The organism is Pectobacterium fontis (assembly GCF_000803215.1).
Lineage (GTDB): Bacteria > Pseudomonadota > Gammaproteobacteria > Enterobacterales > Enterobacteriaceae > Pectobacterium > Pectobacterium fontis.
In genome coordinates this window covers 103359-129321 of the sequence record NZ_JSXC01000018.1, presented here as the reverse complement: position 1 = coordinate 129321, position 25963 = coordinate 103359, and the positions used below count along the sequence as shown (strand labels likewise).

The 25963-nt window shown below is 52.2% G+C and carries 24 protein-coding genes and 1 pseudogene; 10 read left to right on the top strand and 15 right to left on the bottom strand.

The genetic code is table 11. From position 1 onward, the window contains the following. Nucleotides 1-304: 304 nt before the first annotated feature. Nucleotides 305-1663: an amino acid permease gene (locus OI69_RS06795; protein ID WP_039347801.1), complete on the top strand. Its 1359-nt coding sequence runs from the start codon at nt 305-307 to the stop codon at nt 1661-1663. Nucleotides 1664-1741: 78 nt separating this feature from the next. On the opposite strand, the gene ampE is transcribed toward OI69_RS06795, so the two are convergent. Continuing rightward, the gene (ampE, locus tag OI69_RS06790; protein WP_039347798.1) at nt 1742-2596 is read right to left on the bottom strand and encodes a beta-lactamase regulator AmpE; all 855 of its coding nucleotides are present in this window, start codon (nt 2594-2596) and stop codon (nt 1742-1744) included. Further along, nucleotides 2596-3168, bottom strand: a complete 573-nt coding sequence (ampD, locus tag OI69_RS06785) for a 1,6-anhydro-N-acetylmuramyl-L-alanine amidase AmpD (protein ID WP_039347795.1) — start codon at nt 3166-3168, stop codon at nt 2596-2598. The genes ampE and ampD overlap by 1 nt, the downstream gene beginning before the upstream one ends. A gap of 432 nt (nt 3169-3600) precedes the next feature. Between ampD and OI69_RS06780 the strand changes: the two genes are divergently transcribed. The 5 genes from OI69_RS06780 (at nt 3601) to hofC (ending at nt 8915) form a co-directional block, all read left to right on the top strand. Then, a complete protein-coding gene (locus OI69_RS06780) occupies nt 3601-4461 on the top strand; it encodes a nucleoside-specific channel-forming protein Tsx (RefSeq protein WP_039347792.1) in 861 nt (286 codons plus the stop codon). Nucleotides 4462-4604: 143 nt separating this feature from the next. Continuing rightward, nucleotides 4605-5495, top strand: a complete 891-nt coding sequence (gene nadC, locus OI69_RS06775) for a carboxylating nicotinate-nucleotide diphosphorylase (protein WP_039347789.1) — start codon at nt 4605-4607, stop codon at nt 5493-5495. 296 nt (nt 5496-5791) lie between these two features. Next, nucleotides 5792-6238 carry a prepilin peptidase-dependent pilin gene (gene ppdD / locus OI69_RS06770; protein WP_039347784.1) on the top strand — a complete coding sequence of 149 codons (447 nt, stop codon included), beginning with the start codon at nt 5792-5794 and terminating at the stop codon, nt 6236-6238. A gap of 2 nt (nt 6239-6240) precedes the next feature. Continuing rightward, on the top strand, nt 6241-7710 hold the full coding sequence (gene gspE, locus OI69_RS06765; RefSeq protein WP_039347781.1) for a type II secretion system protein GspE: 1470 nt from the start codon (nt 6241-6243) through the stop codon (nt 7708-7710). After that, nucleotides 7710-8915: a protein transport protein HofC gene (hofC, locus tag OI69_RS06760; protein WP_039347778.1), complete on the top strand. Its 1206-nt coding sequence runs from the start codon at nt 7710-7712 to the stop codon at nt 8913-8915. The genes gspE and hofC overlap by 1 nt, the downstream gene beginning before the upstream one ends. Before the next feature lie 96 nt (nt 8916-9011). On the opposite strand, the pseudogene OI69_RS06755 reads toward hofC, so the two are convergent. Then, nucleotides 9012-9164 (bottom strand): annotated as a pseudogene (locus OI69_RS06755) (GMP reductase); the annotation flags it as partial. A gap of 309 nt (nt 9165-9473) precedes the next feature. On the opposite strand from OI69_RS06755, the gene coaE reads away from it, so the two are divergent. From coaE to yacG, 3 genes are read left to right on the top strand one after another with little or no spacing between them, the layout of a single operon-like run. After that, the gene (coaE, locus tag OI69_RS06750) at nt 9474-10100 is read left to right on the top strand and encodes a dephospho-CoA kinase (protein WP_039347772.1); all 627 of its coding nucleotides are present in this window, start codon (nt 9474-9476) and stop codon (nt 10098-10100) included. Further along, nucleotides 10093-10845 (top strand): cell division protein ZapD, encoded by a 753-nt coding sequence (gene zapD / locus OI69_RS06745; RefSeq protein WP_039347769.1) that lies wholly within the window; start codon nt 10093-10095, stop codon nt 10843-10845. Before coaE ends, zapD begins: the two co-directional genes overlap by 8 nt. Nucleotides 10846-10899: 54 nt before the next feature. Then, entirely contained in the window at nt 10900-11094 is a 195-nt protein-coding gene (yacG, locus tag OI69_RS06740) for a DNA gyrase inhibitor YacG (RefSeq protein ID WP_039347767.1), read from the top strand. A gap of 40 nt (nt 11095-11134) precedes the next feature. Here yacG and mutT read toward each other — a convergent pair whose 3' ends face one another. The 3 genes from mutT to secM form a co-directional block, all read right to left on the bottom strand. Next, nucleotides 11135-11530, bottom strand: coding sequence for an 8-oxo-dGTP diphosphatase MutT (gene mutT, locus OI69_RS06735; RefSeq protein WP_039347764.1), 396 nt, complete (start codon nt 11528-11530; stop codon nt 11135-11137). A 91-nt stretch (nt 11531-11621) separates the two neighbouring features. Beyond that, a complete protein-coding gene (secA, locus tag OI69_RS06730; RefSeq protein ID WP_039347761.1) occupies nt 11622-14324 on the bottom strand; it encodes a preprotein translocase subunit SecA in 2703 nt (900 codons plus the stop codon). 110 nt (nt 14325-14434) lie between these two features. Further along, nucleotides 14435-14950 (bottom strand): secA translation cis-regulator SecM, encoded by a 516-nt coding sequence (gene secM / locus OI69_RS06725; protein WP_039347759.1) that lies wholly within the window; start codon nt 14948-14950, stop codon nt 14435-14437. A 27-nt stretch (nt 14951-14977) separates the two neighbouring features. Between secM and OI69_RS06720 the strand changes: the two genes are divergently transcribed. Further along, the gene (locus tag OI69_RS06720; RefSeq protein ID WP_039347755.1) at nt 14978-15505 is read left to right on the top strand and encodes a DUF721 domain-containing protein; all 528 of its coding nucleotides are present in this window, start codon (nt 14978-14980) and stop codon (nt 15503-15505) included. Nucleotides 15506-15517: 12 nt separating this feature from the next. Here OI69_RS06720 and lpxC read toward each other — a convergent pair whose 3' ends face one another. From lpxC to murD, 9 genes are all read right to left on the bottom strand, one after another. Further along, the gene (gene lpxC, locus OI69_RS06715; protein ID WP_039347849.1) at nt 15518-16435 is read right to left on the bottom strand and encodes a UDP-3-O-acyl-N-acetylglucosamine deacetylase; all 918 of its coding nucleotides are present in this window, start codon (nt 16433-16435) and stop codon (nt 15518-15520) included. A 104-nt stretch (nt 16436-16539) separates the two neighbouring features. Next, complete coding sequence (gene ftsZ, locus OI69_RS06710) at nt 16540-17691, bottom strand: cell division protein FtsZ (protein ID WP_039347752.1); 1152 nt, start codon at nt 17689-17691, stop codon at nt 16540-16542. Between the two features lie 68 nt (nt 17692-17759). Continuing rightward, nucleotides 17760-19016 carry a cell division protein FtsA gene (ftsA, locus tag OI69_RS06705; protein ID WP_010298002.1) on the bottom strand — a complete coding sequence of 419 codons (1257 nt, stop codon included), beginning with the start codon at nt 19014-19016 and terminating at the stop codon, nt 17760-17762. 53 nt (nt 19017-19069) lie between these two features. After that, nucleotides 19070-19900, bottom strand: a complete 831-nt coding sequence (gene ftsQ, locus OI69_RS06700; protein ID WP_039347847.1) for a cell division protein FtsQ — start codon at nt 19898-19900, stop codon at nt 19070-19072. Nucleotide 19901: 1 nt separating this feature from the next. Next, nucleotides 19902-20822 (bottom strand): D-alanine--D-alanine ligase, encoded by a 921-nt coding sequence (locus tag OI69_RS06695; RefSeq protein WP_039347749.1) that lies wholly within the window; start codon nt 20820-20822, stop codon nt 19902-19904. A gap of 8 nt (nt 20823-20830) precedes the next feature. Next, entirely contained in the window at nt 20831-22291 is a 1461-nt protein-coding gene (gene murC, locus OI69_RS06690; protein WP_039347746.1) for a UDP-N-acetylmuramate--L-alanine ligase, read from the bottom strand. Nucleotides 22292-22354: 63 nt separating this feature from the next. Beyond that, a complete protein-coding gene (gene murG, locus OI69_RS06685; RefSeq protein ID WP_039347744.1) occupies nt 22355-23446 on the bottom strand; it encodes an undecaprenyldiphospho-muramoylpentapeptide beta-N-acetylglucosaminyltransferase in 1092 nt (363 codons plus the stop codon). Next, on the bottom strand, nt 23443-24645 hold the full coding sequence (ftsW, locus tag OI69_RS06680; protein ID WP_039347742.1) for a cell division protein FtsW: 1203 nt from the start codon (nt 24643-24645) through the stop codon (nt 23443-23445). Before ftsW ends, murG begins: the two co-directional genes overlap by 4 nt. Beyond that, nucleotides 24645-25961 carry a UDP-N-acetylmuramoyl-L-alanine--D-glutamate ligase gene (gene murD, locus OI69_RS06675; RefSeq protein WP_039347740.1) on the bottom strand — a complete coding sequence of 439 codons (1317 nt, stop codon included), beginning with the start codon at nt 25959-25961 and terminating at the stop codon, nt 24645-24647. The genes ftsW and murD overlap by 1 nt, the downstream gene beginning before the upstream one ends. Nucleotides 25962-25963 lie beyond the last annotated feature (2 nt).

Below are 25963 nucleotides of genomic sequence, written 5' to 3'. Positions count from 1 at the left end.
AGCAATAAAAAGGAGTAACCCCAAGGGAGTATCACATTCCAGTTCCCCTTGGCGGGTTTCTGGTAGTGAGAGTCTTAATAAATGAGAAGGGAAAACTTTGATGTCACAATAGTTTTTGATTATCAAACGATAAGAAATCAGTGCAATTTTGCGTGCTTACCACTATTCTCTGGCAAACGGTAGCGATTTTCTTATTTTAAGAACCACTACTCCGTAAAAATAAAATTACACAAACGTACAGTAAATAATACGCGTGTTCGTTCACACCGTGTTTTTTACTTGCACTGGCAGAGGGTTAAATTTGATGGATAATCAACAAACGGACGGCACGCTAAAACGCGGTTTGAAAAACCGTCACATTCAGTTGATTGCCTTGGGTGGCGCGGTAGGTACTGGCCTCTTTCTTGGTATTGCGCAAACAATCAAAATGGCTGGGCCATCGGTCCTGTTAGGCTATGCGATTGGCGGTTTGATCGCGTTTCTCATTATGCGCCAGTTGGGCGAAATGGTCGTTGAAGAGCCGGTAGCCGGATCGTTCAGCCACTTTGCTTATAAATACTGGGGCGATTTCGCTGGCTTCGCATCGGGATGGAACTACTGGGTGCTGTATGTTCTGGTCGCCATGGCCGAACTCAGCGCTGTCGGGATTTACGTTCAGTATTGGTGGCCCGACATCCCAACCTGGGTATCCGCTGCCGTGTTCTTCCTGCTGATTAACGCCATCAATCTAGCGAACGTCAAAGTCTACGGTGAGATGGAATTCTGGTTTGCCATCATCAAAGTCGCGGCAATTATTGGCATGATCGTCTTCGGTGGCTGGCTGCTGCTCAGCGGTACAGGCGGGCCGGAAGCCACCGTCACCAACCTGTGGGCGCAGGGCGGTTTCTTCCCGAATGGTGTACTTGGTTTGGTGATGGCGATGGCCGTTATCATGTTCTCATTTGGCGGTCTGGAACTGGTGGGAATTACCGCCGCAGAAGCGGATGAGCCAGAGAAAAGTATTCCACGCGCGACCAATCAGGTTATCTACCGCATCCTGATTTTCTACATCGGTTCACTCGCTATCCTGCTGTCACTTTACCCATGGGGCAAAGTCGTGGAAGGCGGTAGCCCGTTCGTCATGATCTTCCATGAACTGAACAGTAACGTCGTGGCTACGGTGTTGAACATCGTGGTACTGACCGCAGCGCTATCGGTTTATAACAGTTGCGTCTATTGTAATAGCCGCATGCTGTTCGGTCTGGCAAAGCAGGGGAATGGGCCGAAAGTACTGGAAACCGTCGATCGCCGTGGCGTACCGGTTGTCGCTATTGGTATCTCCGCGCTGGCAACCGCGCTGTGCGTACTGATCAACTACCTCATTCCCGGCAAAGCATTCGAACTGTTGATGGCGCTGGTCGTGTCGGCACTTGTGATTAACTGGGCGATGATCAGTCTGGCGCATCTGAAGTTCCGTGCACAAAAGGATAAAGAAGGTACGGCGACCAAGTTTAAAGCGCTGCTTTATCCGCTGGGTAATTACATCTGCCTGCTGTTCCTTGCCGGTATACTGGTCATCATGTTCCTGACGCCGGGCATTCAGATTTCCGTCATGCTGATTCCGGTTTGGCTGATTATTCTGGCTGCGGGCTACTTGATCAAAAAGAAAAATCAGGCGAAGTAACACATTTCCACATTCACCGCCTTCGTTTTCATGGCCGACGCGTGTCGGCCATTTTCATATCTGGCTAACAGTGGAAAATCAAACCAGCGCACCGTATATCGTCAGGAGTGCGACCACCACCACCAGCACTAACGTCACCTTTTTCGCCAGCGTCACAGCCGCTTTCGGCGTTTCTACCGGCTCAATGTGAGATTCACGCGCCAGAGAAAATTGTGCCAACTGAGTCAACACCCAGTATGGCGAGCTGCGGGAATCCACCAGTGAGGCGAACCAGGCGGGCAGCGCTTTTTCGCCGTGCCCCAGCAACGCGTAAGCGGCACCGACCAAACGAGCGGGGATCCAGTCAAGCCAATGCAGCAAGCGATCAACGCCAGACTGCGCGCGCTCCAGCGGCGTATGGTGACGGGCAAGCCAGGTTTGTCTGGCGCGTAAAAACGCATACCCCATCAGCGCAATCGGCCCGTATGGCCCGGCAGCGATAAACCAGAACAGAGGAGCCAAATAAAAGCGGAAATTTATCCACAGCAGCGCGTTTTGCAGCTCTTTCAACTGCTCGCTTTCGCCCGTACCAACGGGCAGACCGTGAATTAACGCCAGCTCTGCCGCCATTTCTCGACGAGCATCCGCCTCACCGCGCTGCGCCGCCTGCAAATAACGCCGATAGTGTTGACGAATTTCTCCCGCACCAACACACATCAGGCTGATCACAATCCACAACAAAAGAGAAAGTAGTCCGAACAGAATGCCGCTCGTTAGCCACAACAGGCCAGCCACGATGCCCATGCTGCACAGCGTCAGAAACAGCGTTTGAAATAAAGACGGGGATGGGACGTGCCGGAATATAACCTCAAGCCGGTGATCAATCTGCCAGTGCTCTCCCTGTTTGAACAAGCGCTCCCACGCCAGCGTAAGCAACAGTGTAAACAGCGTCATTACTCCATACTCCCTTTTTGCTCTGTCCAGTTTTCTTGTAGCAGACGATGATAGCCGTCCCAGTCAAATGCCGGGCCGGGATCGGTTTTTCTGCCCGGAGCGATATCACTGTGTCCGGTAATGCGCGACGGCGTGATGGGATAGGCCTGCATTAATAAGAGGGTGATCGCCGCCAGAGCATGATATTGCTCTGTGGTAAAAGGCAATGTGTCCGTCCCTTCCAGCTCGATGCCAATGGAAAAATCATTACAGCGTTCACGCCCTTCAAACACTGAAACGCCAGCATGCCAGGCGCGCTGATCGAAAGACACATACTGCGTGATGTGTCCATCGCGGCGGATCAGGCAGTGTGCCGCGACGCGTAAATGAGAAATATCGGCGAAATAAGGATGCGCCGTGGGATCCAAGGTCGCCGTAAACAGTTGGTCAATATACGGGCCGCCAAACTCGCCGGGCGGCAAACTGATATTATGGATGACCAGTAAGGAAGGAATCTCATTATTCGGGCGGCCATCAAAATGCGGTGAAGGCGTACGTGTAATGTCGGATAACCAGCCATTTTCCAAAAGCATCGGCGATAACCTCGTATCGTTTGTCGGCGGCATCAGGCGAAAAATCAACTTAGAGAGTCAAAGCTCATTTCTGGCATAAAAACCATGGTAGCTAAAAACCCTAGTATCCAAGATACCATGTTTCACGCCATCCTATCTATTCAACCGAATATCAATCGATTTTGCCGTTCGTTTTGTGATGTTCCCACCGCTTTCCTATCCGCATTCATTCTCAACCCCCTCTTTGACCAAATGCGATCCAAACATAAAAACGTGATTCACATCACACTATAAATGTAATAGAGCAATAATAGGCAATCGTTTTCGTGCATTGAGTCTATTTTCACTTAAAATGCACGGCAAAATTATCTTCTGATTTTTTTAGATATTACAAAAACTTATTCCACGGTCTTACGCACGACGCAAATGACGTCTAACACGATGGTACTTAAGATGAAAAAAACTTTCTCCGCAGGCGCCTTACTCGCACTGTCATGCTCACTGCCAGCCCTTGCCGACAGCAACAAAGCCGAGTACCTCTCCGACTGGTGGCACCAGAGCGTTAACGTCGTCGGCAGCGCGCACACGCGTTTTGGCCCGCAGTTGAGCAGCACAACCTATCTGGAATATGAGGCATTTGCGCGTAAAGACTGGTTCGATTTCTACGGCTACGCCGATGCACCCAAGTTTTTTGGTGGCGATCCTGACAGCCGCGGCATTTGGGACAAAGGCTCTCCGCTGTTTGTCGAGATCGAACCCCGCTTCTCCATCGATAAACTGACGGGAGCCGATCTGAGCGTTGGTCCGTTTAAAGAATGGTACATCGCCAATAACGTGATTTACGATCAGGGCCGCAACAGTGGTTCACGTCAAAGCACTTGGTACATGGGCTTAGGCACCGACATTGATACTGGCACCGACCTGTCTCTCTCTGTGAACGGTTATGCCAAATACCAATGGCAGAACTACGGTGCGGCTAACGAAAATGAATGGGACGGCTACCGCGTAAAAGTGAAATACTCTTACCCGCTGGGTTCTGCACTGGGTGGCAACATTTCGTATATCAGCTTCACCAATTTCGATTTTGGTTCAGAACTGCGTGATAAATCGAATGCAAGTCGTACCAACAACGCCATTGCCTCCAGCCATATTCTGGCACTGGGCTACGACCACTGGCATTACTCCTTTGTCGCACGTTATTTCCATAATGGCGGGCAATGGGCTGATGGCACAGAACTCAATTTCGGCAAAGGTCCGTTCGAAGTGAAATCCACCGGTTGGGGCTACTATCTGGTCGTCGGCTACAACTTCTAAAATCATGTCCCCTTCTGGCGATGATGAATGCTCGCCGGAAGGGTAATACAATTAACATTATGAATTTAAACAATTATTCATTCTGGATGTCCTGATATAAACAAGGTAGCATAGACCTCCGAATCCCCCTTCGGAGTTTTGTCATGTCAACGCGTCGCTACAGTCAGGAACAACGCCAAAAAACCTTGCTCGCTCGAATTGCACAAGATATCCCCGCCAGCGTGCAACTGGCCTTGCGTGAAGATCTGGGTGGCATTGTCGATGCTAATCAAGATATTACCGCGCTTCTGTTACCCGACAACGAAACCGTTAGCGCACGCATTATCACGCGTGAAGCGGGAGTATTTTGCGGGGCGCGCTGGCTTGAGGAAGTCTTTACTCAACTGGGCACAACGACAACCATTGTCTGGCATGTCTCCGATGGCGATGCCATCGTCCCTAACCAGCCGCTATGCGATATCACAGGGCCAGCTAAGCAGCTTCTGACGGGCGAACGCACGGCACTGAATTTTCTGCAAACGCTGTCTGGCGTCGCGACTGAAGTCAGCCGCTATGTCGCAGTATTGCAGGGAACACGCACCCGCCTGCTGGATACGCGTAAAACAGTGCCAGGCCTGAGAACCGCGCTGAAATACGCCGTATCCTGCGGCGGCGGCGACAATCATCGTCTCGGTTTATCCGATGCTTTCCTGATCAAGGAAAACCATATCATCGCCGCAGGCTCCATCAAAAATGCAGTAGAAAAAGCGCAGTCTTTACGTAGTGATGTTCCGGTTGAAGTAGAAGTCGAATCGCTGGACGAATTACAGCAGGCGCTAGACGCTGACGCAGATATCATCATGCTTGATAATTTTAGTCTGGATAACATCCGGGAAGCGGTTAACCTCACCCAAGGCCGTGCGCTGCTGGAAATATCCGGCAATGTCACCCTCGACACACTGCGTGGCTATGCGGAAACCGGCGTGGACTATATCTCGGTGGGCGCCTTGACCAAGCATGTGCAGGCGCTGGATTTATCCATGCGCTTTATCTAATCGTTCTTTTTACCGACGAGGTGCCTTCTCGCACCTCGTTCTCGCCATTGACTCTCATACTCTCCATTCCATCGCAACAAAACGAACTCGCACCCGCCGCCTACCCTGACAAAATGAAAATTGCGCACCTGCCCGCAAAAATTTCTCAATCCGCTGCAAATTCCTAAAAACATGTCGTAGCGCTTTCCTATTTTGATTTCCTCCACTCGTCAGCCGTTACGTCTTTTTCTATGCTGCCGACTATTCGTATGACGGTGTGCGCCACAAAATTGATATGCAACAACAGGGAAATCAACATGACAAAACAACAAGGATTCACACTGATAGAGCTAATGATCGTCATTGCGATCGTCGCCATCCTCAGCGCCATTGGCATACCGGCCTATCAAGGCTATCTGCAAAAAGCGGCGCTGACGGACATGCTACAAACCATGGTGTCTTATAAAACGCCAGTCGATCTCTGTGGTCTGGAAAATGCCGCTTTTACGGCCTGCAATGCGGGTAATCAGGGAATTCCGGGCAGCAAATCCTCACGCTATGTTAGCACCGTTAGCGTCACCCAAGGGGTAATTACGCTAACCGGACAATCCACGCTACAAGGGCTGCGCGTTATTCTAACCCCAACATGGGATAGCGAAACTGGCGCTTCACGCTGGACAAAAAACTGCGCCACAGACGACAACACAGAGAGCCTGCAATCCGCCTGTCAGGACGTTTTCCGCTTCGATAACACGGCAGGTTAATCATGACTGACTCATTCTTCTCCTCCGAGCATACACTCAGTGAGTTACAGACGCTGTGCCGACGTTACCAGGCATTACTGCTTAATCTCGATGAACAAACGCTGTCGGTTGCCGTCACGACACCGCCTTCTGAGGAGATGATTGCCGCGCTGCGTTTTGCCAGCAACCGCCGGATTATGGTGGAACAATGGCCACAAGCCAGAATGGAACAACAGCTAAACCCGGTGAACACCGTTGCCGAGCCAGCAGAAACTTATCACACCAGCACTCACCACAACAGCAGCACCCAGCAGGATCATGACGACGACTCTCCTGTCGCACAGTTTATCCATCAAACGTTGCGCCTCGCCGTTCAGCGCCGTGCTTCTGATATCCACTTTGAACCGTTGCTAGACAGCTATCGCGTGCGGTTACGTATTGACGGCGTACTACAGGCAATATCCGCCCCGCCCCCCGAACTGACCAACCGGGTTACCGCGCGGCTGAAAATCATGGGCAAGCTGAACATCGCCGAACGGAGATTGCCGCAAGACGGTCAATTCAGTCTGATGCTGGATCAACAAGCTTACTCATTGCGCATCGCAACGCTCCCCGTACAGCAGGGAGAAAAAGTCGTGCTGCGTATTTTACAAACTCACCAGCAGGATCTGGCATTGGATAAGATCGGGCTTAGCGCAAAGGCATTACAGCACGTTATTAACATGCTGAGCGCATCACAGGGAATGCTGCTCGTCACTGGTCCAACGGGCAGTGGAAAAACCGTCACGCTTTACAGCGCAATACGCTGGCTAAACGAGTGCAGCCGCAATATCTGTAGCGTAGAAGATCCGGTCGAAATCCCCTTGCAGGGCATTAACCAAACAGCGATCAATCCCAAAGCCGAACTGGGATTTGGCCGAGTTTTACGTGCGCTGCTGCGACAGGATCCAGACGTCATTATGATTGGTGAAATACGCGATGCCGAAACCGCAGAAATTGCGGTAAAAGCCGCACAAACCGGCCATCTGGTTATGTCCACGCTGCATACGAACTCGGCCGTAGAAACACTGACCCGCCTCAGCCATTTGGGTATCCCCGGTTATCTGTTAGCTGCGGCGCTCAAACTCATCATCGCACAACGCCTTGTACGCCGGTTATGCCCACACTGTAAAACACCGGGAGAACCGTTACTTTCGCTACCCGACGATGTGTGGCAAGGGACACTACATCATTGGCACGCCTGTGGCTGTAGCCACTGTTTCTCTGGCTACTATGGTCGCGTCGCGCTCTACGAATTACTGCCCATCACACCGGATTTTCAGGCAGTGTTAGCGGGCAATACCAGCGCGGGAGAATTATCGGCACTGTCACGATATTCAGGCTTCCCTACGCTATTGAACGCTGGGCTTGAATTAGTCAACGAGGGCCAGACCTCACTGGCAGAAGTCTATCGCGTCGTGGGTGATGAGCGTTCGATGAATCAGGAGGCATAATGAAGCGAGAGCGCTTATATCACTGGCAGGCCATCACCTCCGAGGGGGAATTTGCCGACGGAGAGCTTATCAGCACACACCGCCAGCACGTCTACGCCAGCCTGATTGCTCAAGGCCACCAGCCACTCATCGTAAAAACAGGCCAATATTTGTCGTTCCGCTATTGGAAACGCGAGCAACTCGGCGAGTTAATCAAACAGCTTGCCGCATTGCTACAAGCCGGATTGCCTTTGTTGGAAGCATTAAAACTGGTGTCGGAACAGCATGCGCGCCCCGGCTGGCGCTGCGTATTACGGGACGTTCGTACCCATGTAGCTCAGGGACGTTCGCTGTCTGAGGCATTACACGAATATCCTCATGCCTTTCCCGTTCTGTATCGCGCCCTCATTGCCGTCGGTGAATTAACCGGGAAGCTCGACGCCTGCTGCCTACAGTTAGCCCAGCAGCAGGAAAAACAGTCCAGACTACAACAGAAAGTCATCAAGGCGCTGCGCTATCCCTGCTTGGTTCTGGCGATCGCCATGTTGGTCAGCATGATGATGTTGATGCTGGTTTTGCCCGAATTCGCAACACTCTACTCTTCGTTCAATACGCCGTTGCCATGGTTTACCCGACAGTTGCTTTATCTGGCAGATAGCATCGCTGACTACGGACTCCCTGGATTAGCGCTACTCAGTTGCCTGCTATTAGGTTACGCCCGCTTGAGGCAGAAAAAGCTATTATGGAAAACCAGAGAACAGGAATGGCTGCTGAAGCTCCCCGTTGTCTCCAGCCTGTTACGCGGTAAATCACTGAGCCAGATATTTAATATTCTGGCGATGACACAGCATGCGGGTCTGACACTCCCTGAAGGGCTGGAAGCCGCCGCGACGATCCGTCATCCACTTTATCAGGACGCCATTCAACAGATACAGACGCAACTGCACGAGGGGTTGTCGCTATACCATGCCACACAGCATTACGCCACGCTGTTCCCCGCCCCCTGCCCGCAGTTGATTCGCGTGGGGGAAGAAACGGGTGCGCTGGATGCGATCTTTACACAGCTAGCAGAGTGGCATGAAGGGCAGGTACAGCAGCAGGCCGAGATGCTCACACAAACGCTGGAACCGCTATTGATGATGGTCGTTGGGGGAATGGTCGGGGCGCTGGTGATTGGCATGTATTTGCCTATCTTCCAACTAGGGAACGTATTGGCCGGAGCCTGAACCGACCAATACAGCCCAAAAACAGCGATAAGCTACCACTGTATGCACCATCCTTCACAGCAGAAAGACGGCACACCGCCCAGCATGACGAAATCGGCTTATCATTGGCACGCCAGACCAGTTGCCTCCGGTATGAAGGAAGGTGAATTGACGTTCCAGTTCAACATCGGAGCGACTTTTCAGCGTCGAACGCTTTGGCCAGATGAGAACGTCTTTAAAGCCTAACTTTACATCTTCTTCAATACGCATGGGGTTCGAACTCCTGGTTAGTGACAGCGAAACATTCAGCGTCGTTATTAAACATATTCGTTACTGAACATATTCATTGCTGAAAAACAATGCCCTTTACCAGTGACGTAATCATAAGCAGGAATAATCCTGCGGCAAGACTGCGATTTTCACTTTATTTGGGATAAAATCAGAGAAATTTACCTATCACCCAACAACGTGGTAGCGTGAAGCACAGTGCGATTTAGGCCTGATTGACTTCAGGGGAACGGGAAGGTACTCCTTCACCCTTGAAAATGGTAGGAATGTTAACTGTTCAACACGGGTGCAATGACATACATCGTAGCCTTAACGGGCGGTATCGGCAGCGGGAAAAGCACCGTAGCCGATGAATTTGCCAAATTAGGAACCACTATCGTTGACGCGGATATCATCGCACGACAGGTAGTCGAACCTGGGAAACCCGCGCTGGATGCCATCAGGATCCGGTTTGGCGACGCTATACTCAATACCGATGGTTCATTGAACCGTGCCGCACTACGCCAACGAATTTTTTCCTCGCCAGAGGAAAAACAATGGCTGAATCATTTACTCCATCCGTTAATCCATCAGGAAACACTGGCTCAGTTTCAGGCTGCATCCGCACCGTACATTCTGTGGGTCGTTCCTTTGCTGGTGGAGAACAGTTTACAGCAGCGAGCACAGCGTATTCTGGTCGTTGATGTAGACAAAGAGACACAGCTTGCACGCACACTGGCCCGCGATGGCATCAGTCGGCAGCAAGCAGAAAACATACTGGCAGCACAGGCTACCCGAGAACAGCGCCTGGCTTATGCCGATGATATTATTGATAACAGTCGATGCCAAAACGAGCTAGCTCCACAGATTGCGGAATTACACCGTCATTATCTGGAGCTTGCCGCCCATGCAATCGACAGGATGACTAAGAATGAGTGACGCTTCCTCAACCATTTTATTTGAATACCCGCTGAACGAAAAAACACGTACCTGGCTGCGCATCGAATCATTATTGCAGCAGTTGCACCAAAACCACTCCCTGACCGACATGGGAAGCGCCCTGACATTTTTTCGTGCCATCGCCGAACTGCTTGATGTGTTAGAGCGTGGCGATGTGCGTACCGAGTTGCTGAAAGAGCTAGAGCGTCAACAACAAAAACTGCTGCAATGGAGTGATGTGCCGGGTGTTGACATGGAACGCATACACTCACTGCGCCGTCAGTTAAAAGATCTGGCCGGCACCTTAATGGCGGCTCCCCGGATGGGGCAGTTTTTACGGGAAGATCGCCTGATCGGCATGGTGCGCCAACGGCTCGGCATTCCCGGCGGGTGTTGTAGTTTCGACTTACCAACTCTGCATAGCTGGCTGCATCAACCTCAGGAACTACGCGAGAAACTGGTTTCCGGCTGGCTTAGCTCTCTATCGCCACTCAAACAAGCACTGGATATGATCCTGGAACTGATCCGCCACTCCGGTACATTCCGCCCGCAAACCAGTCTGAATGGTTTCTTTCAGGACAATGCCTCTGATGCTGACCTGCTACGTTTGCGTCTTGAACAGGCACATCAGCTCTATCCACAAATATCCGGCCATAAAACGCGCTATGCTATCCGTTTTCTGCCATTAGATAGCGAGAACGGCCATATTCCTCCTCGCTTAGCGTTTGATCTGGCCTGTTGCTAAACAGCCTGAGCAAACAAGAACACATTAAGCAGTAAGTAGAGTGAAAAGAGTGTTATGACGACAGAAATTACCACGGTAAAGTGCCCAACTTGCAAGCAGACAGTCATTTGGGAAGCAGCCAGCATCTATCGCCCATTTTGCAGCAAGCGTTGTCAGCTTATCGATCTGGGTGAATGGGCTGATGAAGAAAAACGCATTCCAAGTGATGATATCGTTTCTGATAGTGAAGACTGGAGCGAAACGCGATAACCACCACGTTTCGCTATAACAATGTGCGGGCAGGTATAGATTAAAGCGATTTCAGCCAGCGGATCATTTCCACATTCGCTGGCGGAAACTCCTCCTCATGTAATGCTTCTACACTCACCCAGCGCGATGCCTGACCTTCCCGACCATAGGGTTCCCCTTGCCAGCTTTCAACCAGAAAGAAATGAAGCGTGATGACCCTTTCCGGTGTAGAAAACGTTTTAGTATTTAGTGGCTGTGGCGCGGTAGCTTCGATGCCCGTTTCCTCGCGCAGTTCGCGAATCAGCCCCTCTTCAGGTGTTTCACCCTCTTCAATTTTTCCGCCGGGAAATTCCCACATTCCTGCCATATGGACGCCATCAGGACGACGAGCAATGAAATATTGCTGCTCTGTATTACGAATGATTCCCACCGCAACGGATAGCTGTTTTTGTGTCATGACACTTCCTATCAGGTTCTTCTCAAGTACAAGGGCGGTCAACGACCGCCCTTGTACTTATCACATGTTAATCACTGGCTTCAGCAGTCAGTTATTTCTGTAAGCGGCCATGGCACTGCTTATATTTCTTGCCTGAACCACATGGGCAAGGATCGTTACGCCCAATTTTACGCTCAGCCTGAGCCGATGAACCGGTATTCAGGCTATCTTCTTCCTGATGACTCAACCGTTGCTGCTGCGCCAAACGTTCGGCTTCTTCACGACGTTGCTGCTCCAGCGCTTCAATCTCTTCCGGCATCCTCACCTGGACTTTGCTCAGCGTGCTGATCACTTCATATTTCAGTGACTCCAGCATCGCGGCAAACATAGAGAACGACTCGCGCTTATATTCCTGCTTCGGATCTTTCTGTGCGTAGCCGCGCAAATGGATGCCCTGACGCAGGTAATCCATTGCCGCCAGATGCTCTTTCCACAAAGAATCCAGTGTCTGTAACATCACGCCTTTTTCAAAGTTGCGCATGACCTCACTGCCAACCACCTCTTCTTTACGCTGATAAATTTCAATCGCCTGCTGGAAAATACGCTCACGCAGCGTTTCTTCATGCAGTTCAGGCTCTTTATCCAGCCACGCTTTGATCGGCATATCCAGATCGAAATCGTTCTTGAGGCGCTGTTCCAGACCTTCCGTATCCCACATTTCTTCCAGAGACTCTGGCGGAATATAGCTGTCGATAGTCGCTTTAAACACATCCTCGCGAATACTGGTGATGGTTTCGCTGATATCAGACACGTCGAGCAGTTCGTTACGTTGAGTATAGATCGCGCGACGCTGGTCGTTCGCCACATCATCGTATTCCAGCAGTTGCTTACGAATATCAAAGTTACGGCTTTCCACTTTGCGCTGAGCGTTAGCAATCGCTTTGGTGACCCACGGGTGCTCTATGGCTTCACCCGGTTTCATACCCAGTTTACGCATCATATTGGAAACACGATCGGAGGCGAAAATACGCATCAGCGCATCTTCCATCGACAAATAGAAGCGTGATGACCCTGCATCCCCCTGACGACCGGAACGGCCACGTAGTTGGTTATCGATACGACGAGACTCATGGCGCTCCGTACCGATAATATGCAAACCACCCGCCGCCAATACCGCATCGTGGCGCACTTTCCAGGCCGCTTTGACTTCTGCAATTTGCGCGTCATCCGGGTTTTCCAGCAGCGCCACTTCCGACTGCCAGCTCCCGCCCAGCACGATATCCGTACCACGACCGGCCATGTTGGTCGCGATAGTAACCGCCCCCGACTGACCAGCCTGAGCAACGATATCGGCTTCCATGGCATGGAATTTCGCATTCAACACGTTATGCTTGATACCCGCTTTTTCCAGCGCATGAGAAACCACTTCCGATTTCTCGATGGAGATCGTACCGACCAGAATCGGCTGGCCTTTTGCGGAACGATCTTTGATATCTTCAATGATGGCATCGATTTTTTCCTGCTCGGTCATGTAGACCAAATCAGGCAAGTCCTTACGAATCATCGGACGGTTGGTTGGCACCACAATCGTATCCAGCTTATAGATCGAGCTGAACTCGAACGCTTCGGTATCTGCCGTACCAGTCATACCTGCCAATTTTTCATACAGGCGGAAATAGTTCTGGAAGGTAATGGAAGCCAGCGTCTGGTTTTCATTCTGAATGGCCACCTTCTCTTTCGCTTCCACCGCCTGATGCAGCCCATCAGACCAGCGACGACCCTGCATGGTACGCCCCGTGTGTTCATCAACGATGATCACTTCACCGTCTTTCACGATGTAATCGACGTCACGAGTAAACAGCACATGCGCGCGCAACGCGGCGGTCACATGGTGCATCAGCATAATGTTCGTCGGAGAGTACAGTGACTCCCCCTCTTCCATAATGCCTTCTTTCACCAACAGTTCTTCTACCAGAACCAGGCCACGCTCGGTGAGGTTAATCTGACGCGCTTTCTCATCAACAGAGAAATGGCCTTCGCCGTGGAAGGTATCTGAATCTTCTTTCTCCTGACGGATCAGGTGAGGAATGATTTTATTGACGCTGATATATAGCTCAGAGCTATCTTCAGCCGGGCCGGAAATAATCAGCGGCGTACGGGCTTCATCGATCAGAATGGAGTCAACCTCATCCACCAGCGCGTAGTACAATTTACGCTGTACGCGCTCTTCGGGGCTGAACGCCATGTTGTCACGCAGGTAGTCAAACCCGTATTCGTTATTAGTCCCGTAGGTGATGTCTGCGGCATAGGCTTCGCGCTTCGCCGGAGCAGGCATGCCCGGCAGGTTGATACCAACGCTCAGGCCAAGGAATTCAAACAACGGACGGTTATTTTCGGCGTCACGCTGTGCCAGATAGTCGTTCACCGTCACTACGTGTACACCGCGCCCCGTCAGCGCATTCAGATACGCTGGCAACGTTGCCGTTAAGGTTTTACCTTCACCGGTACGCATCTCTGCGATACAGCGCTCGTTCAGTACCATACCGCCGATAAGCTGCACATCGAAGTGACGCATGCCAAATACACGCTTACTGGATTCACGAACTACCGCGAAGGCCTCCGGCAACAGCTTCTCCAGCGTCTCACCTTTCTCCAGACGGGCACGGAACTCCTGCGTTTTTGCTTGCAGTTCCGCATCTGAAAGTTTTTCCATTTCTGGTTCTAAACGACCGATAACATCAACATTTTTACGCATACGGCGCAGCGTACGATCGTTACGACTACCAAAAATTTTGGTTAGGATATTCATGACCATAATAGTTTTAATCTCACAAATGCCACGTATTCAGTGGCAATACAACATCGAAAACTGAGAAACTCGGCGAAAACGGGAGAAATCTCTTCAGCTAATTATTCATTACACATTCAACTGAAGAGAGAAGGCCCGGCACGGATGCCACGAATTTGGGCAAGCCAGATGCCGATTTGATGATGTGCCTGGGGATAAAAAGTGACTCGCCCCGTATGCGGGGAGATCACAAAGGGATACTGGAAATCCTGCGTCAGCAACGCATTGAGCGTATCCAGCAAAACCAGAGAATGGGGTTGTAGCTCGTCAACCTGCTGGGCGCTGACCGTTTGTGGCGTCGTCAGCGCAAAGGAAAGGTGACGAATTACCGTACGAATCGCATGCTGATGCCAGTAATCAACGCCGTAGGACGAGCGTCGATGCGCTTCCTTCAGCGCCACCAGATCGGTCAGGTTTAGTGATACGCTATTTTGGCGGCTAACGCTGGATGTTGAGTTAGGTAGTGAGGCGATATCCTGTGATTCATTCAGGCTTGTCGGCAGGCCAAGACTCGCCGCGACCATCCCTAATAAGAGATGCGGCCAGAAATAACGTCTGCCAAATTGTCGCCAACGATTTAGAATACCGATCACGAGTTAACATCCACCGGAGCCAGGCCTATGCGTGATAGCCGCCCACAATCACTGGAATTTCTGTTTGATAACGCATCCATGTCGGGTAAAGGCCCGCTACACGATGTGCAACAGCGCGCTATCGCCTTAATAAAACTCAACCGTGCCGTACGCGGATTACTGCCTGCACCGTTGCACCCATGGTGCCGCGTCGCTAATTACCGGCAAGGTTTACTGATACTGGAAACCGCCAACGCCAGTTGGCTGATGCGGTTACGTTACGAACAACCTGCGCTGCTCTCTGCATTACGCGCACAAATACTACCATCATTGGCTTCAATCGACATCAGGATTAATCCAACGCTTGCCGCAAAAGGGCATGAAATCGTGAAAAATAGTGACATTGCAGCGACGGAAAATGTCGACGACAAACCATTGCGTCAGTTGAGTGAACAAAGTGCGGAAACATTGAGGACATTAGCAGGCAACAGCCCGGAAAAACTGAGAAAGATATTAGAACGACTGGCCTCACTAGCCGGAGAGAGTACCAGTAAAACCAGTCGTAATAAGAAGTGATAACGTCAGGCGTTACGCCAACACGATAGACGGTGCTTTAAACGCCAGCGGCATTTCGGCTTCGTCTTCAAAGGTCGCGTATTCCCACGCTTCCTGATTTGCTAACACGGCCTGCAACAGCTTGTTATTCAGAGCATGACCGGATTTAAATGCAGAAAACGCGCCGATGATGTTATGACCACACATAAACAGGTCACCAATGGCATCCAACATTTTATGGCGAACAAACTCATCCTCAAAACGCAGACCGTCTTCGTTCAGTACGCGGTAATCGTCAACGACGATGGCACAATCCATACTGCCGCCCAGGCACAACCCACGAGACTGCAAGTATTCGATATCGCGCATGAAGCCGAATGTACGCGCACGGCTGATCTGGCGAACAAACGCGTCAGCAGAGAAATCCAAACGATAGCGCTGGTTGCCCGCATCAATCGCCGGGTGGTTGAAGTCGATAGTGAAATCCAGACTGAAGCCGTTAAACGGTTTCATTTCGGCCCACTTATCGCCATCTTCAACGCGAACAGGCTGTTTGATGCGTACGAATTTCTTCGCACAGTTCAGCTCTTCGATACCTGCATCTAACAGCAGGTAAACGAATGGGCTGGCGCTGCCATCCATAATTGGAATTTCAGGTGCGTCAACATCAATGACAATATTGTCAATGCCCAACCCTGCAAGCGCAGCGTTAAGATGCTCCACCGTAGAAATACGCACGTCATGCTCATTAACCAGGCAAGTACAGAGCATGGTATCACGCACGGATTTTGCATCAGCCGGAAAATCAACCGGGGGATTCAAGTCTGTGCGGCGATAGATGACCCCGGTATTTGCCGGTGCAGGACGCATGGTCAACGTGACCTTCTTGCCGGTATGTAACCCGACGCCAGTCGCCTGAACAATACGTTTTAGTGTACGTTGTTTGATCATCATTTTATCTCGCATGTTACTGAACCTACCGACCTAGTATACACCAGGTTCGGTGGCACAGTTTAGCACAAAGAGCGGAGATTCCAACGTTATCTGGCAGCAAATTAGTCTGCCTGCTTACGCAGAAACGCCGGGATATCCAGATAGTCTGGCTCTTTATTTGTCTGCGGGCTCTGGTCGTTAACCACTTTAGCAGCCGGCTTTTCCTGCGCCAGTGGCGTCATACCATGCTGCTGATAGCGATGATCCATCACAGGCTGGCTGGCCTGCTTGTTCGTCACCAGCGTAATCTCAGGACGTTTGTCCATACCGATACCCGTTGCAACGACCGTGACACGCAGTTCATCATTCATTTCCGGATCAAGCGACGTACCGATGACGACTGTCGCATTGTCGGACGCGAATGCACGAATGGTATTACCGACCGTCTCGAATTCATCCAGGCGCAGATCAAAGCCCGCCGTAATGTTAACCAGCACGCCGCGCGCACCGGACAGATCGATATCTTCCAGCAGTGGGCTGGAGATCGCCATTTCAGCGGCTTCTTCTGCACGGTCTTCACCGCGCGCAACGCCGGAACCCATCATGGCATAGCCCATTTCGGACATCACGGTACGCACGTCAGCAAAGTCGACGTTCATCAGGCCTGGGCGAGTGATAAGCTCGGCGATACCCTGTACCGCACCTTTCAGCACATCGTTTGCCGCGCCAAATGCGTCCAGCAGGGAAATACCGCGCCCGAGCACTTTCAGCAGCTTGTCGTTTGGAATGGTGATCAGAGAGTCGACGTGCTTAGACAGTTCAGCGATCCCCTGTTCCGCAAACGCCATACGTTTTTTGCCTTCAAAGTTGAAAGGCTTGGTCACCACCGCGACGGTCAGAATGCCCAGATCTTTTGCGACTTCTGCCACCACTGGCGCAGCGCCTGTACCCGTGCCACCGCCCATACCGGCGGCGATAAACACCATGTCGGCACCTTCCAGTGCTGAACGCAGCGCTTCGCGATCTTCTTCAGCCGAATTACGGCCAACTTCCGGGTTAGCGCCTGCGCCCAGACCTTTGGTAATGCCGCTACCGATCTGGATCGTCTGACCAACCGCCGTTTTACGTAATGCCTGCGCATCCGTATTGACTGCGAAGAACTCGACGCCTTCGATGCGTTCACGCACCATGTGTTCAACGGCGTTACCGCCGCCGCCACCGACGCCGATGACTTTAATCACCGCGTCGTTGGTTAATTCCATTGGTTCAAACATAATTTCTCTCCGTTTGTGCCTGTAACTTCGAGATCAGAAAACTGTGCCAGGTGATCTCTTTGATAAAATTAAAATTCTTTCCTCAACCAGCTATTGATTCGCTTGAACCAGTTGCTCACTGAGGCACGTTTTTCGACTTCATGCTCACCACCCAGATGAGATTCTTTCCCGTAATGCAGCAATCCAACCGCCGTTGAGTAATAAGGCTCTTGGGCATAATCCGTCAGCCCTGTTATGTTCATGGGTTGTCCAATACGCACCTGTGTGTGGAACACACGTTGCGCACAGGCCGCCAGACCGTCTATTTGCGCGGCACCGCCTGTCAGCACAATCCCGGCGGCCAAGTGGTGCTTCACGCCTTGCTGACGCAACTGCTCCTGCAACTGTAAAAGTTCATCGTTCACCAGATTCAACAACTCGGTGTAACGTGGTTCAATCACTTCCGCCAGTGTCTGTCTTTGCAGACTGCGGGGTGGACGTCCTCCAACGCTCGGGACCTCCACGTTTTCATCTTTGCCGACGATCGCACCTAATGCACACCCATGGCGCACCTTGATCGCTTCGGCATCCGTCGGCGGCGTACCAAACGCGTAAGCAATATCGCTCGTGACCACATTACCTGCATACGGAATCACTTTAGTGTGTCGCAGCGCGCCGCCAGTATAGACCGCGATATCCATTGTACCGCCACCGATATCCACAACGCACACGCCTAGCTCACGTTCGTCTTCAGTCAACACCGCATAACTGGAAGCCAGACCCGCAAAAATCAGTTGATCGACCTTTAAACCGCAGCGCTCCACGGCTTTAACAATATTCTTCGCCATATCGTTATGGCAGGTTATCAGGTGGACTTTCGCCTGCATACGCACGCCGGATAAGCCAACCGGGTTTTTAATCCCTTCCTGATAATCAATCGCGTACTCCTGTGGGATCACATGAAGGACACGGTGTTCATCACGCACGCGTACGGATTTGGCGGTATGCACCACGCTTTCCACGTCATCCTGCGTGACCTCTTCTTCTGAAATAGGCACCATCCCTATTTCATTCTGGCAACTGATGTGTTTTCCCGAGAGCGCCAGATAGACGGAAGAGATCTGGCAGTCTGCCATCAACTCAGCCTGATCAATAGCGCGCTGAACACATTTCACGACCGATTCCAGATCGTTTACGCCGCCTTTATCCATACCGCGTGACGGGCAACTGCCTACGCCAATAATGTTGACCATGCCATCGGGCAGAACTTCCCCTACCAGCGCAGCCACTTTTGCTGTACCGATTTCCAGCCCAACTACCAGTTTTCTGTCCGTCGACTTGATCATTGTTGTTTAGCCTGTGCCTGTTTCTGGTTACTGTTCTGTTGCTGATCAATGTCTTATTGCTGACCAACTCGTTGCTGATCAACCGGTTGATTTTGCTGATCAAGCAAGGCTGGAGCCCAGCCTATTGCAGCCCCGCTGTCATACCGCAAGTCCACATGGCTGATACGTTTGTTTTCGCTCTGAGCCTGCCGCTGTAACAGCGGATACAGCTCGATAAAGCGTTGCAGACGTTTGGCTCTATCATCCCGCCCCAACTCCAGGCGAGTATCATCATCTAATCCCAACTGCCACGAATGTCGCGCACTCATCGCTACCGTCTTTAACGTAAACTTCCCAGCGGCCAATGCCTGGCTCATGGTGCGATAGCCTTCCAGTACTTCGGTCTCGCTACCTTCCGGGCCATACAGCAATGGCATTTTGCGATTACCAATGCGCTCGGCCGGTACGCTGAACGAATTACCTTGTTCATCAACCATTAACTGGTCATTCCAACGCGCTACCGGAACATATTCAACCAGATGAATCTTTAATTCGTCTGGCCATTGCTTACGCACGCTGGCCTGTTTGATCCACGGCAGACGCTCAATCTGCTGCTGGAGCACATTCACATCCTGCGTCATGAACGTTCCCGGCGCCCCCAATGACAAAATTGCCTGACGGATATCATCGTTGGTGGTGTACTGTCTTTCCCCTGTCACTGCCATTCGGGAGAGCGGTAAACGGCTGGCGTCTTTCATCCACCCCACCACCATCCAACTTCCCCAGACAATCGTCCCTATTACCATCAGCAGGAAAATAATCCCTGCCAATTGGCCTCCATTACTGCGACGTGTTCCTTTCGTTTCAGGCTCTCGTCCACGCGTATTCAGGGCTGCCTGCGACATATCAGCCAGCATGCTCCAGAATTTTCACGACCAGTTGCGAGAAAGTCAGTCCCCGCTGACGTGCCGCCATAGGAACCAGACTGTGGCTCGTCATCCCCGGAGACGTATTTACCTCAAGGAGATAGAAAGCGCCGTCACTATCTAACATAAAATCGACGCGTCCCCAACCACGACAGCCCACCGCACGGTAAGCCGCCATCGCCAGCCCCGCTAATGCCTGTTCTTGCTCGTCTGGCAAACCGCTCGGACAGAAATACTGCGTATCATCCGATAAATACTTCGCTTCATAGTCGTAAAACGTACCCGCAGGCTGAATACGGATAGAAGGCAACACCTCATCACCCAGAATAGCCACCGTATACTCAGGGCCGCTCAGCCATTTCTCAACCAGAATGTCGTCATCATGACGGAACGCCTCTTCTAACGCAGCAGGCAGTTCGCTCAGCGAATTGACTTTACTCATGCCAACGCTGGAACCTTCACGGCTTGGCTTGACGATCAGCGGCAACCCGAGATGCGTGAACTTCGCCAATAATGCGTTTGCCGCCATCTCTGAATACTGGCGGCGATCCAGTGCCACATAGGGTGATACTGGTAACCCCACCGCTTGCCACACCTGTTTGGTACGGAGCTTATCCATCGTCAGCGCAGATGCCATCACGCCACTACCGGTATAAGGCAAGCCCAGGAATTCCAGAACGCCCTGCAATGTACCATCTTCGCCACCACGACCATGTAAGGCGATGAAAATCTTGGTAAAGCCTTCTTCCTTCAGCGTCGTCACCGGAACATCACGGGTATCAACCGCATGCGCATTAATGCCCGCTTCTTTCAGACCAGCCAAAACCGCCTGACCGGAAAGTAACGACACTTCACGTTCGGCAGAGGTTCCACCAAGCAATACAGCAACTTTCTCAGTCATGATGTTCCTCATTCACTTATCTGCGGCTGTAATTTGGAATCAGCCAGTTTACGCGCCAGTTTGCCGATGTTGCCAGCGCCCTGAACCAGAATCAGGTCTTCACCTCGCAGCGCCTGTGACAACAGTTCCGGTAAAGTATCCGCATCCGTTACCAGAATCGGATCAATCTTACCTCTTCCACGAATCGTACGGCACAGCGAACGGCTGTCTGCGCCTGGAATCGCCGATTCGCCCGCAGAATACACATCCAACATCAGCAACACATCAACCTGTGATAACACATGTGCGAAATCGTCATACAAATCGCGGGTTCGCGTATAACGATGCGGTTGAAAAATCATGACCAAACGCTTATGAGGCCACCCGGCGCGCGCCGCTTTAATCGTGGCGTCCACTTCCGTCGGATGGTGACCGTAATCATCCACCAACATCGCCGTGCCGCTTTGCCCATTCACCAGTTCAAGCGGATATTCGCCGAGAAAATCAAAGCGACGTCCGGTGCCCTGAAAACGCTCAAGCGCGCGCAGAATCGCCTCATCGTCAATGCCTTCATCCGTCGCAACGGCAACCGCCGCCGCCGCGTTGAGCGCATTATGGCGCCCCGGCGCATTCAACGTGACGTTTAGCAACGGCTTATCTTTCCGCTCCAGCGTAAAGTGCCCTTGCGCCCCCGTCTGGTGATATCCAGCAACGCGCACATCGGCATCATCGCTAAAGCCATACGTGGTGATATGGCGACCCACACGCGGCAACAGCTCACGAATGACCGCATCATCAATACACATTACCGCTTGGCCGTAAAACGGCAGGTTATGCAAGAAATTGATGAACGTCTGCTTCAGGTTCTCAAAATCGCCCTGATAGGTGTCCATATGGTCGGCTTCAATGTTCGTCACAATCGCCACCATCGGCTGCAAATGCAGGAAAGATGCATCGCTTTCGTCAGCTTCCGCAATCAGATAACGGCTCGATCCCAAACGCGCATGCGTTCCCGCCGCCTTGACCAATCCGCCGTTCACAAACGTTGGATCCAATCCTGCTTCCGCATAAATACTAGTAACCATCGCCGTTGTCGTCGTCTTACCGTGCGTCCCCGCGATCGCAATACCATGACGAAAACGCATCAGCTCCGCCAACATCTCGGCGCGACGGATCACCGGAATTCGCGCGTCATGTGCGGCCACAATTTCTGGGTTATCCGGCGTAATCGCACTCGACACCACCACCACGCTGGCATTCAATACGTTTTCCGCACGGTGGTGGAAATAAATCTGTGCGCCAAGTTCGGTCAACTGCTGGGTCACCGCATTCGGTGCCAGATCGGAACCACTAATTTCATAACCTTCGTTGGCCAACACTTCGGCGATACCACCCATGCCAGCACCGCCGATGCCGACAAAGTGTATGTGCCGGACGCGATGCATCTCGGGCACGATTGAACGTAGTTTCGCCAGTTGTTGAGTATTCACGTTATTCTATCGCTACCTTTGTTGCGTGGTCGCACAGCCTTCTGCCCGACCGCGCTGTATTAATTAATCATGAGCCACATGCGTGGCCCGACTGCCTGCTGCTGCACTGACTTCCGCCGCAACCCGATCGGTTGCATCCGGAATCGCTACTGCACGGGCTTTTTGCGCCATCGTCAGCAAAGTGGCGCGGTCCCAACCGGACAGCACCTCGCTGACGGTAGCCACATTGAACTGTGGCTGCTCAATAATTTTTGCCGCACCAGCCTTTTCCAACGGCAGCGCATTCCAGTATTGCTGCCTATCTTTATGCTGAAACGGCACAAACAGCGCTGGTAATCCAGCCGCCGCAATTTCACTGACGGTCAAGGCACCAGAACGGCACACGACAACATCAGCCCAGGCGTAAGCGGCCGCCATATCATCAATAAATTCGGTAATCTTGTGCTGCGTCTGCCCAACATCCTGATACGCCTGCTGAACGGTGGATAGCGCGCCTTTACCAACCTGATGCCAAATCGTCACGCACTCGCCTAACTGTGACGCCACGCCGGGTAGGGTTTGATTCAGCACTCTTGCGCCCTGACTCCCACCTACCACCAGCACCCTTACCGGGCCTGAGCGATCGGCTAATCGTGTTTCTGGCGCAGGCAACGCCAGCACATCGGTTCTCACCGGGTTACCCACGACATCCGCTTTAGGAAACGCCCCCGGAAATGCCTGCAATACTTTTTTGGCGATATGGGATAACCAGCGGTTGGTCAACCCGGCAATGCCATTCTGCTCATGCAGTACAACAGGTATCCCGCACAGCCAGGCAGCCAGGCCTCCGGGGCCGGAAACGTAGCCGCCCATCCCCAGCACCACATCAGGTTGGTAGCGGCGCATAATCGCCCGCGCCTGACGCACGGCCTGAAAAATACGAATCGGCGCGCTTAACTGCGCCCGAATACCTTTGCCGCGCAAACCTGAAATGCGGATAAAATCAATCTCGATACCATGCTTAGGCACCAAATCGGCTTCCATACGATCCGCCGTACCTAACCAGCGAACCTGCCAGCCCTGCGCCATCAGGTGGTGGGCAACCGCCAGCCCGGGGAAGACATGCCCACCCGTACCGCCCGCCATCACCATCAAACGCTTGCCTTCGCCACTCATCGGGCACCTCTCGTAAACGCCTGCGCTTTTGTCAGACGTGTTTCAAAATCAATGCGTAACAGCAGCACGATTGCCGTCGACATAATCAGCAAACTCGAACCGCCATAACTGATCAACGGCAACGTTAACCCTTTTGTCGGTAGCATCCCCGCCGCTGCGCCTACGTTCACCAGCGTCTGGAAACTGAACCAGACACCGATCGAACACGCCAGAAAGCCTGAAAAGCGCTGATCGATCTCCAGCGCCCGCTTCCCGATAGACATCGCGCGAAAAGCGACGAAGAATATCATTAACAACGCCAAAACCACACCGATATAGCCCAGTTCCTCACCTAAAATAGAGAAAATGAAATCGGTATGTGCTTCTGGCAGGTATTCCAGTTTCTGCACTGAATTTCCCAGCCCCTGGCCCCAAAATTCACCACGACCAAACGCCATCAAAGATTGTGTTAACTGGTAACCGTCGCCGAATGGGTCATCCCATGGATTCCAGAAAGATGTCACACGCCGCATACGATAGGGCTCCGCAATAATCAGCAGACCAACGGCAAACCCACCGGAACCGATGATCGCTAAAAACTGCCACATTTTGGCACCCGCCAGAAACAACATCGCCAACGTCGTAATAAACAGCACCACCACAGTACCGAGGTCAGGCTGCGCCAGCAGCAGCACCGCCAGCACCACCATCACGCCCATCGGTTTACAAAATCCCCAAAAGTTATTTCGCACTTCCTCGACTTTGCGCACCATATAGCTGGACAGGTAACAGAACAGCGCCAGCTTGGATAACTCAGCAGGCTGGATGCGCAATGGCCCAAGGGAAATCCAACGTGATGCACCGTTGACTGAGCTTCCCACGGCAAGGACAACCAGCAACATGACCATGGCGAGCAAGAGTAGCACCGGACTGTAGCGTTGCCATATTTCCATCGGGACGCGTAGCGTGATGAGCGACAGGCCAAAAGCCAACCCGAGGTAAATCGCATCACGCTTGGCGAACAAAAACGGGTCGCTGGCAAGGCGTTGCCCGACAGGCATCGACGCCGACGTCACCATCACAAAACCAATCACAGCAAGCCCAAGCGTCAACCACACCAACGTTCTGTCATACAAAACCACGCTGAGCGTATCGCTTTCACGCGTTCCCATAACCCAGCTTTTGATGCGTTCGATAAACGCCAGCCCGAAAAACCGCATCAGCCCAACTCCTCCGCCAAACAGGCAAATTCATCACCTCGTTGTTCAAAACTGCGGAACTGATCCAGACTGGCGCAGGCGGGTGACAGCAACACCATATCACCTGGCTTCACGCGCTCAGCAATGACACGCATCGCTTGCTCCATCGTTTCCGTTTGTTCGGCAACATCCGGGCGCAGTGCAGCCAACTGTTGCCCATCACGACCAAAACAATACAAACGGATGCGTTCGCCTTGTAAATACGGCACCAGCGGTGAGAAATCGGCAGATTTTCCGTCACCGCCTAACAGCAGATGCAACGTGCCTTCTACCGCTAAACCGCTCAATGCGGCCTCGGTGCTGCCCACATTGGTGGCTTTGGAATCATTGATCCAACGCACGCCGTTGTGCTCAAAGGCCAGTTGAAAACGGTGTGGCAGCCCGGTAAATGTCGTCAATGCCATCAGCGCAGAAGTTCGTGGAATTTTTACGGCATCCGCCAACGCCAATGCTGCCAAGGCATTCGTGTAGTTGTGCTGCCCGACCAGCTTGATTTCACGGGTGTTTAGCACGCGTTCACCGTCCACTCGCAGCCAGGTTTCTCCCTGTTGCTGATTAAGATGATAATCACCCACATCAACACCAAAACTGCGGCAACGCGCATCCGCGCCACGAATCGGCATGGTCAACGCATCATCAGCATTCACAACACACAAATCGGCGTGCTCATAAATACGCAATTTCGCCGCCCGATACTGCTGCAAACCAAACGGATAACGATTAGTGTGATCTTCCGTCACGTTCAGGATAGTGGCCGCCGCCGCATGCAGGCTACTCGTCGTTTCCAGTTGGAAACTCGACAGCTCCAAGACATAAAGTTGCGCGGGCCGTTCCAGCAGTTGCAGCGCGGGCAAACCAATATTGCCACCGACACCCACCTGCCACCCAGCCGCCCGTGCCATGTCACCAACCAGCGTGGTGACGGTGCTTTTACCATTCGAACCGGTAATCGCCACAATCGGTGCCTGCGCTTCACGACAAAACAATTCGATATCGCCGACGATCTCAATACCTGCGTCAGCAGCATCACACAGAATCGGTGTCGCCAATGCCACTCCGGGGCTGGCAACAATCAAATCCGCACTCATCAGCCAGTCTTCATTCAGGCTACCGAGATGCCGTTCCACCTGTTCCGGCAGCTTATCCAAACCCGGTGGACTGATACGGGTATCCACCACGCGCGGTACGACATCGCGCGCGAGAAAGAAATCAACACAGGAGAGCCCGGTCAGACCCAACCCGATAATGACGACTTTTTTACCCTGATAGTCCACCATGT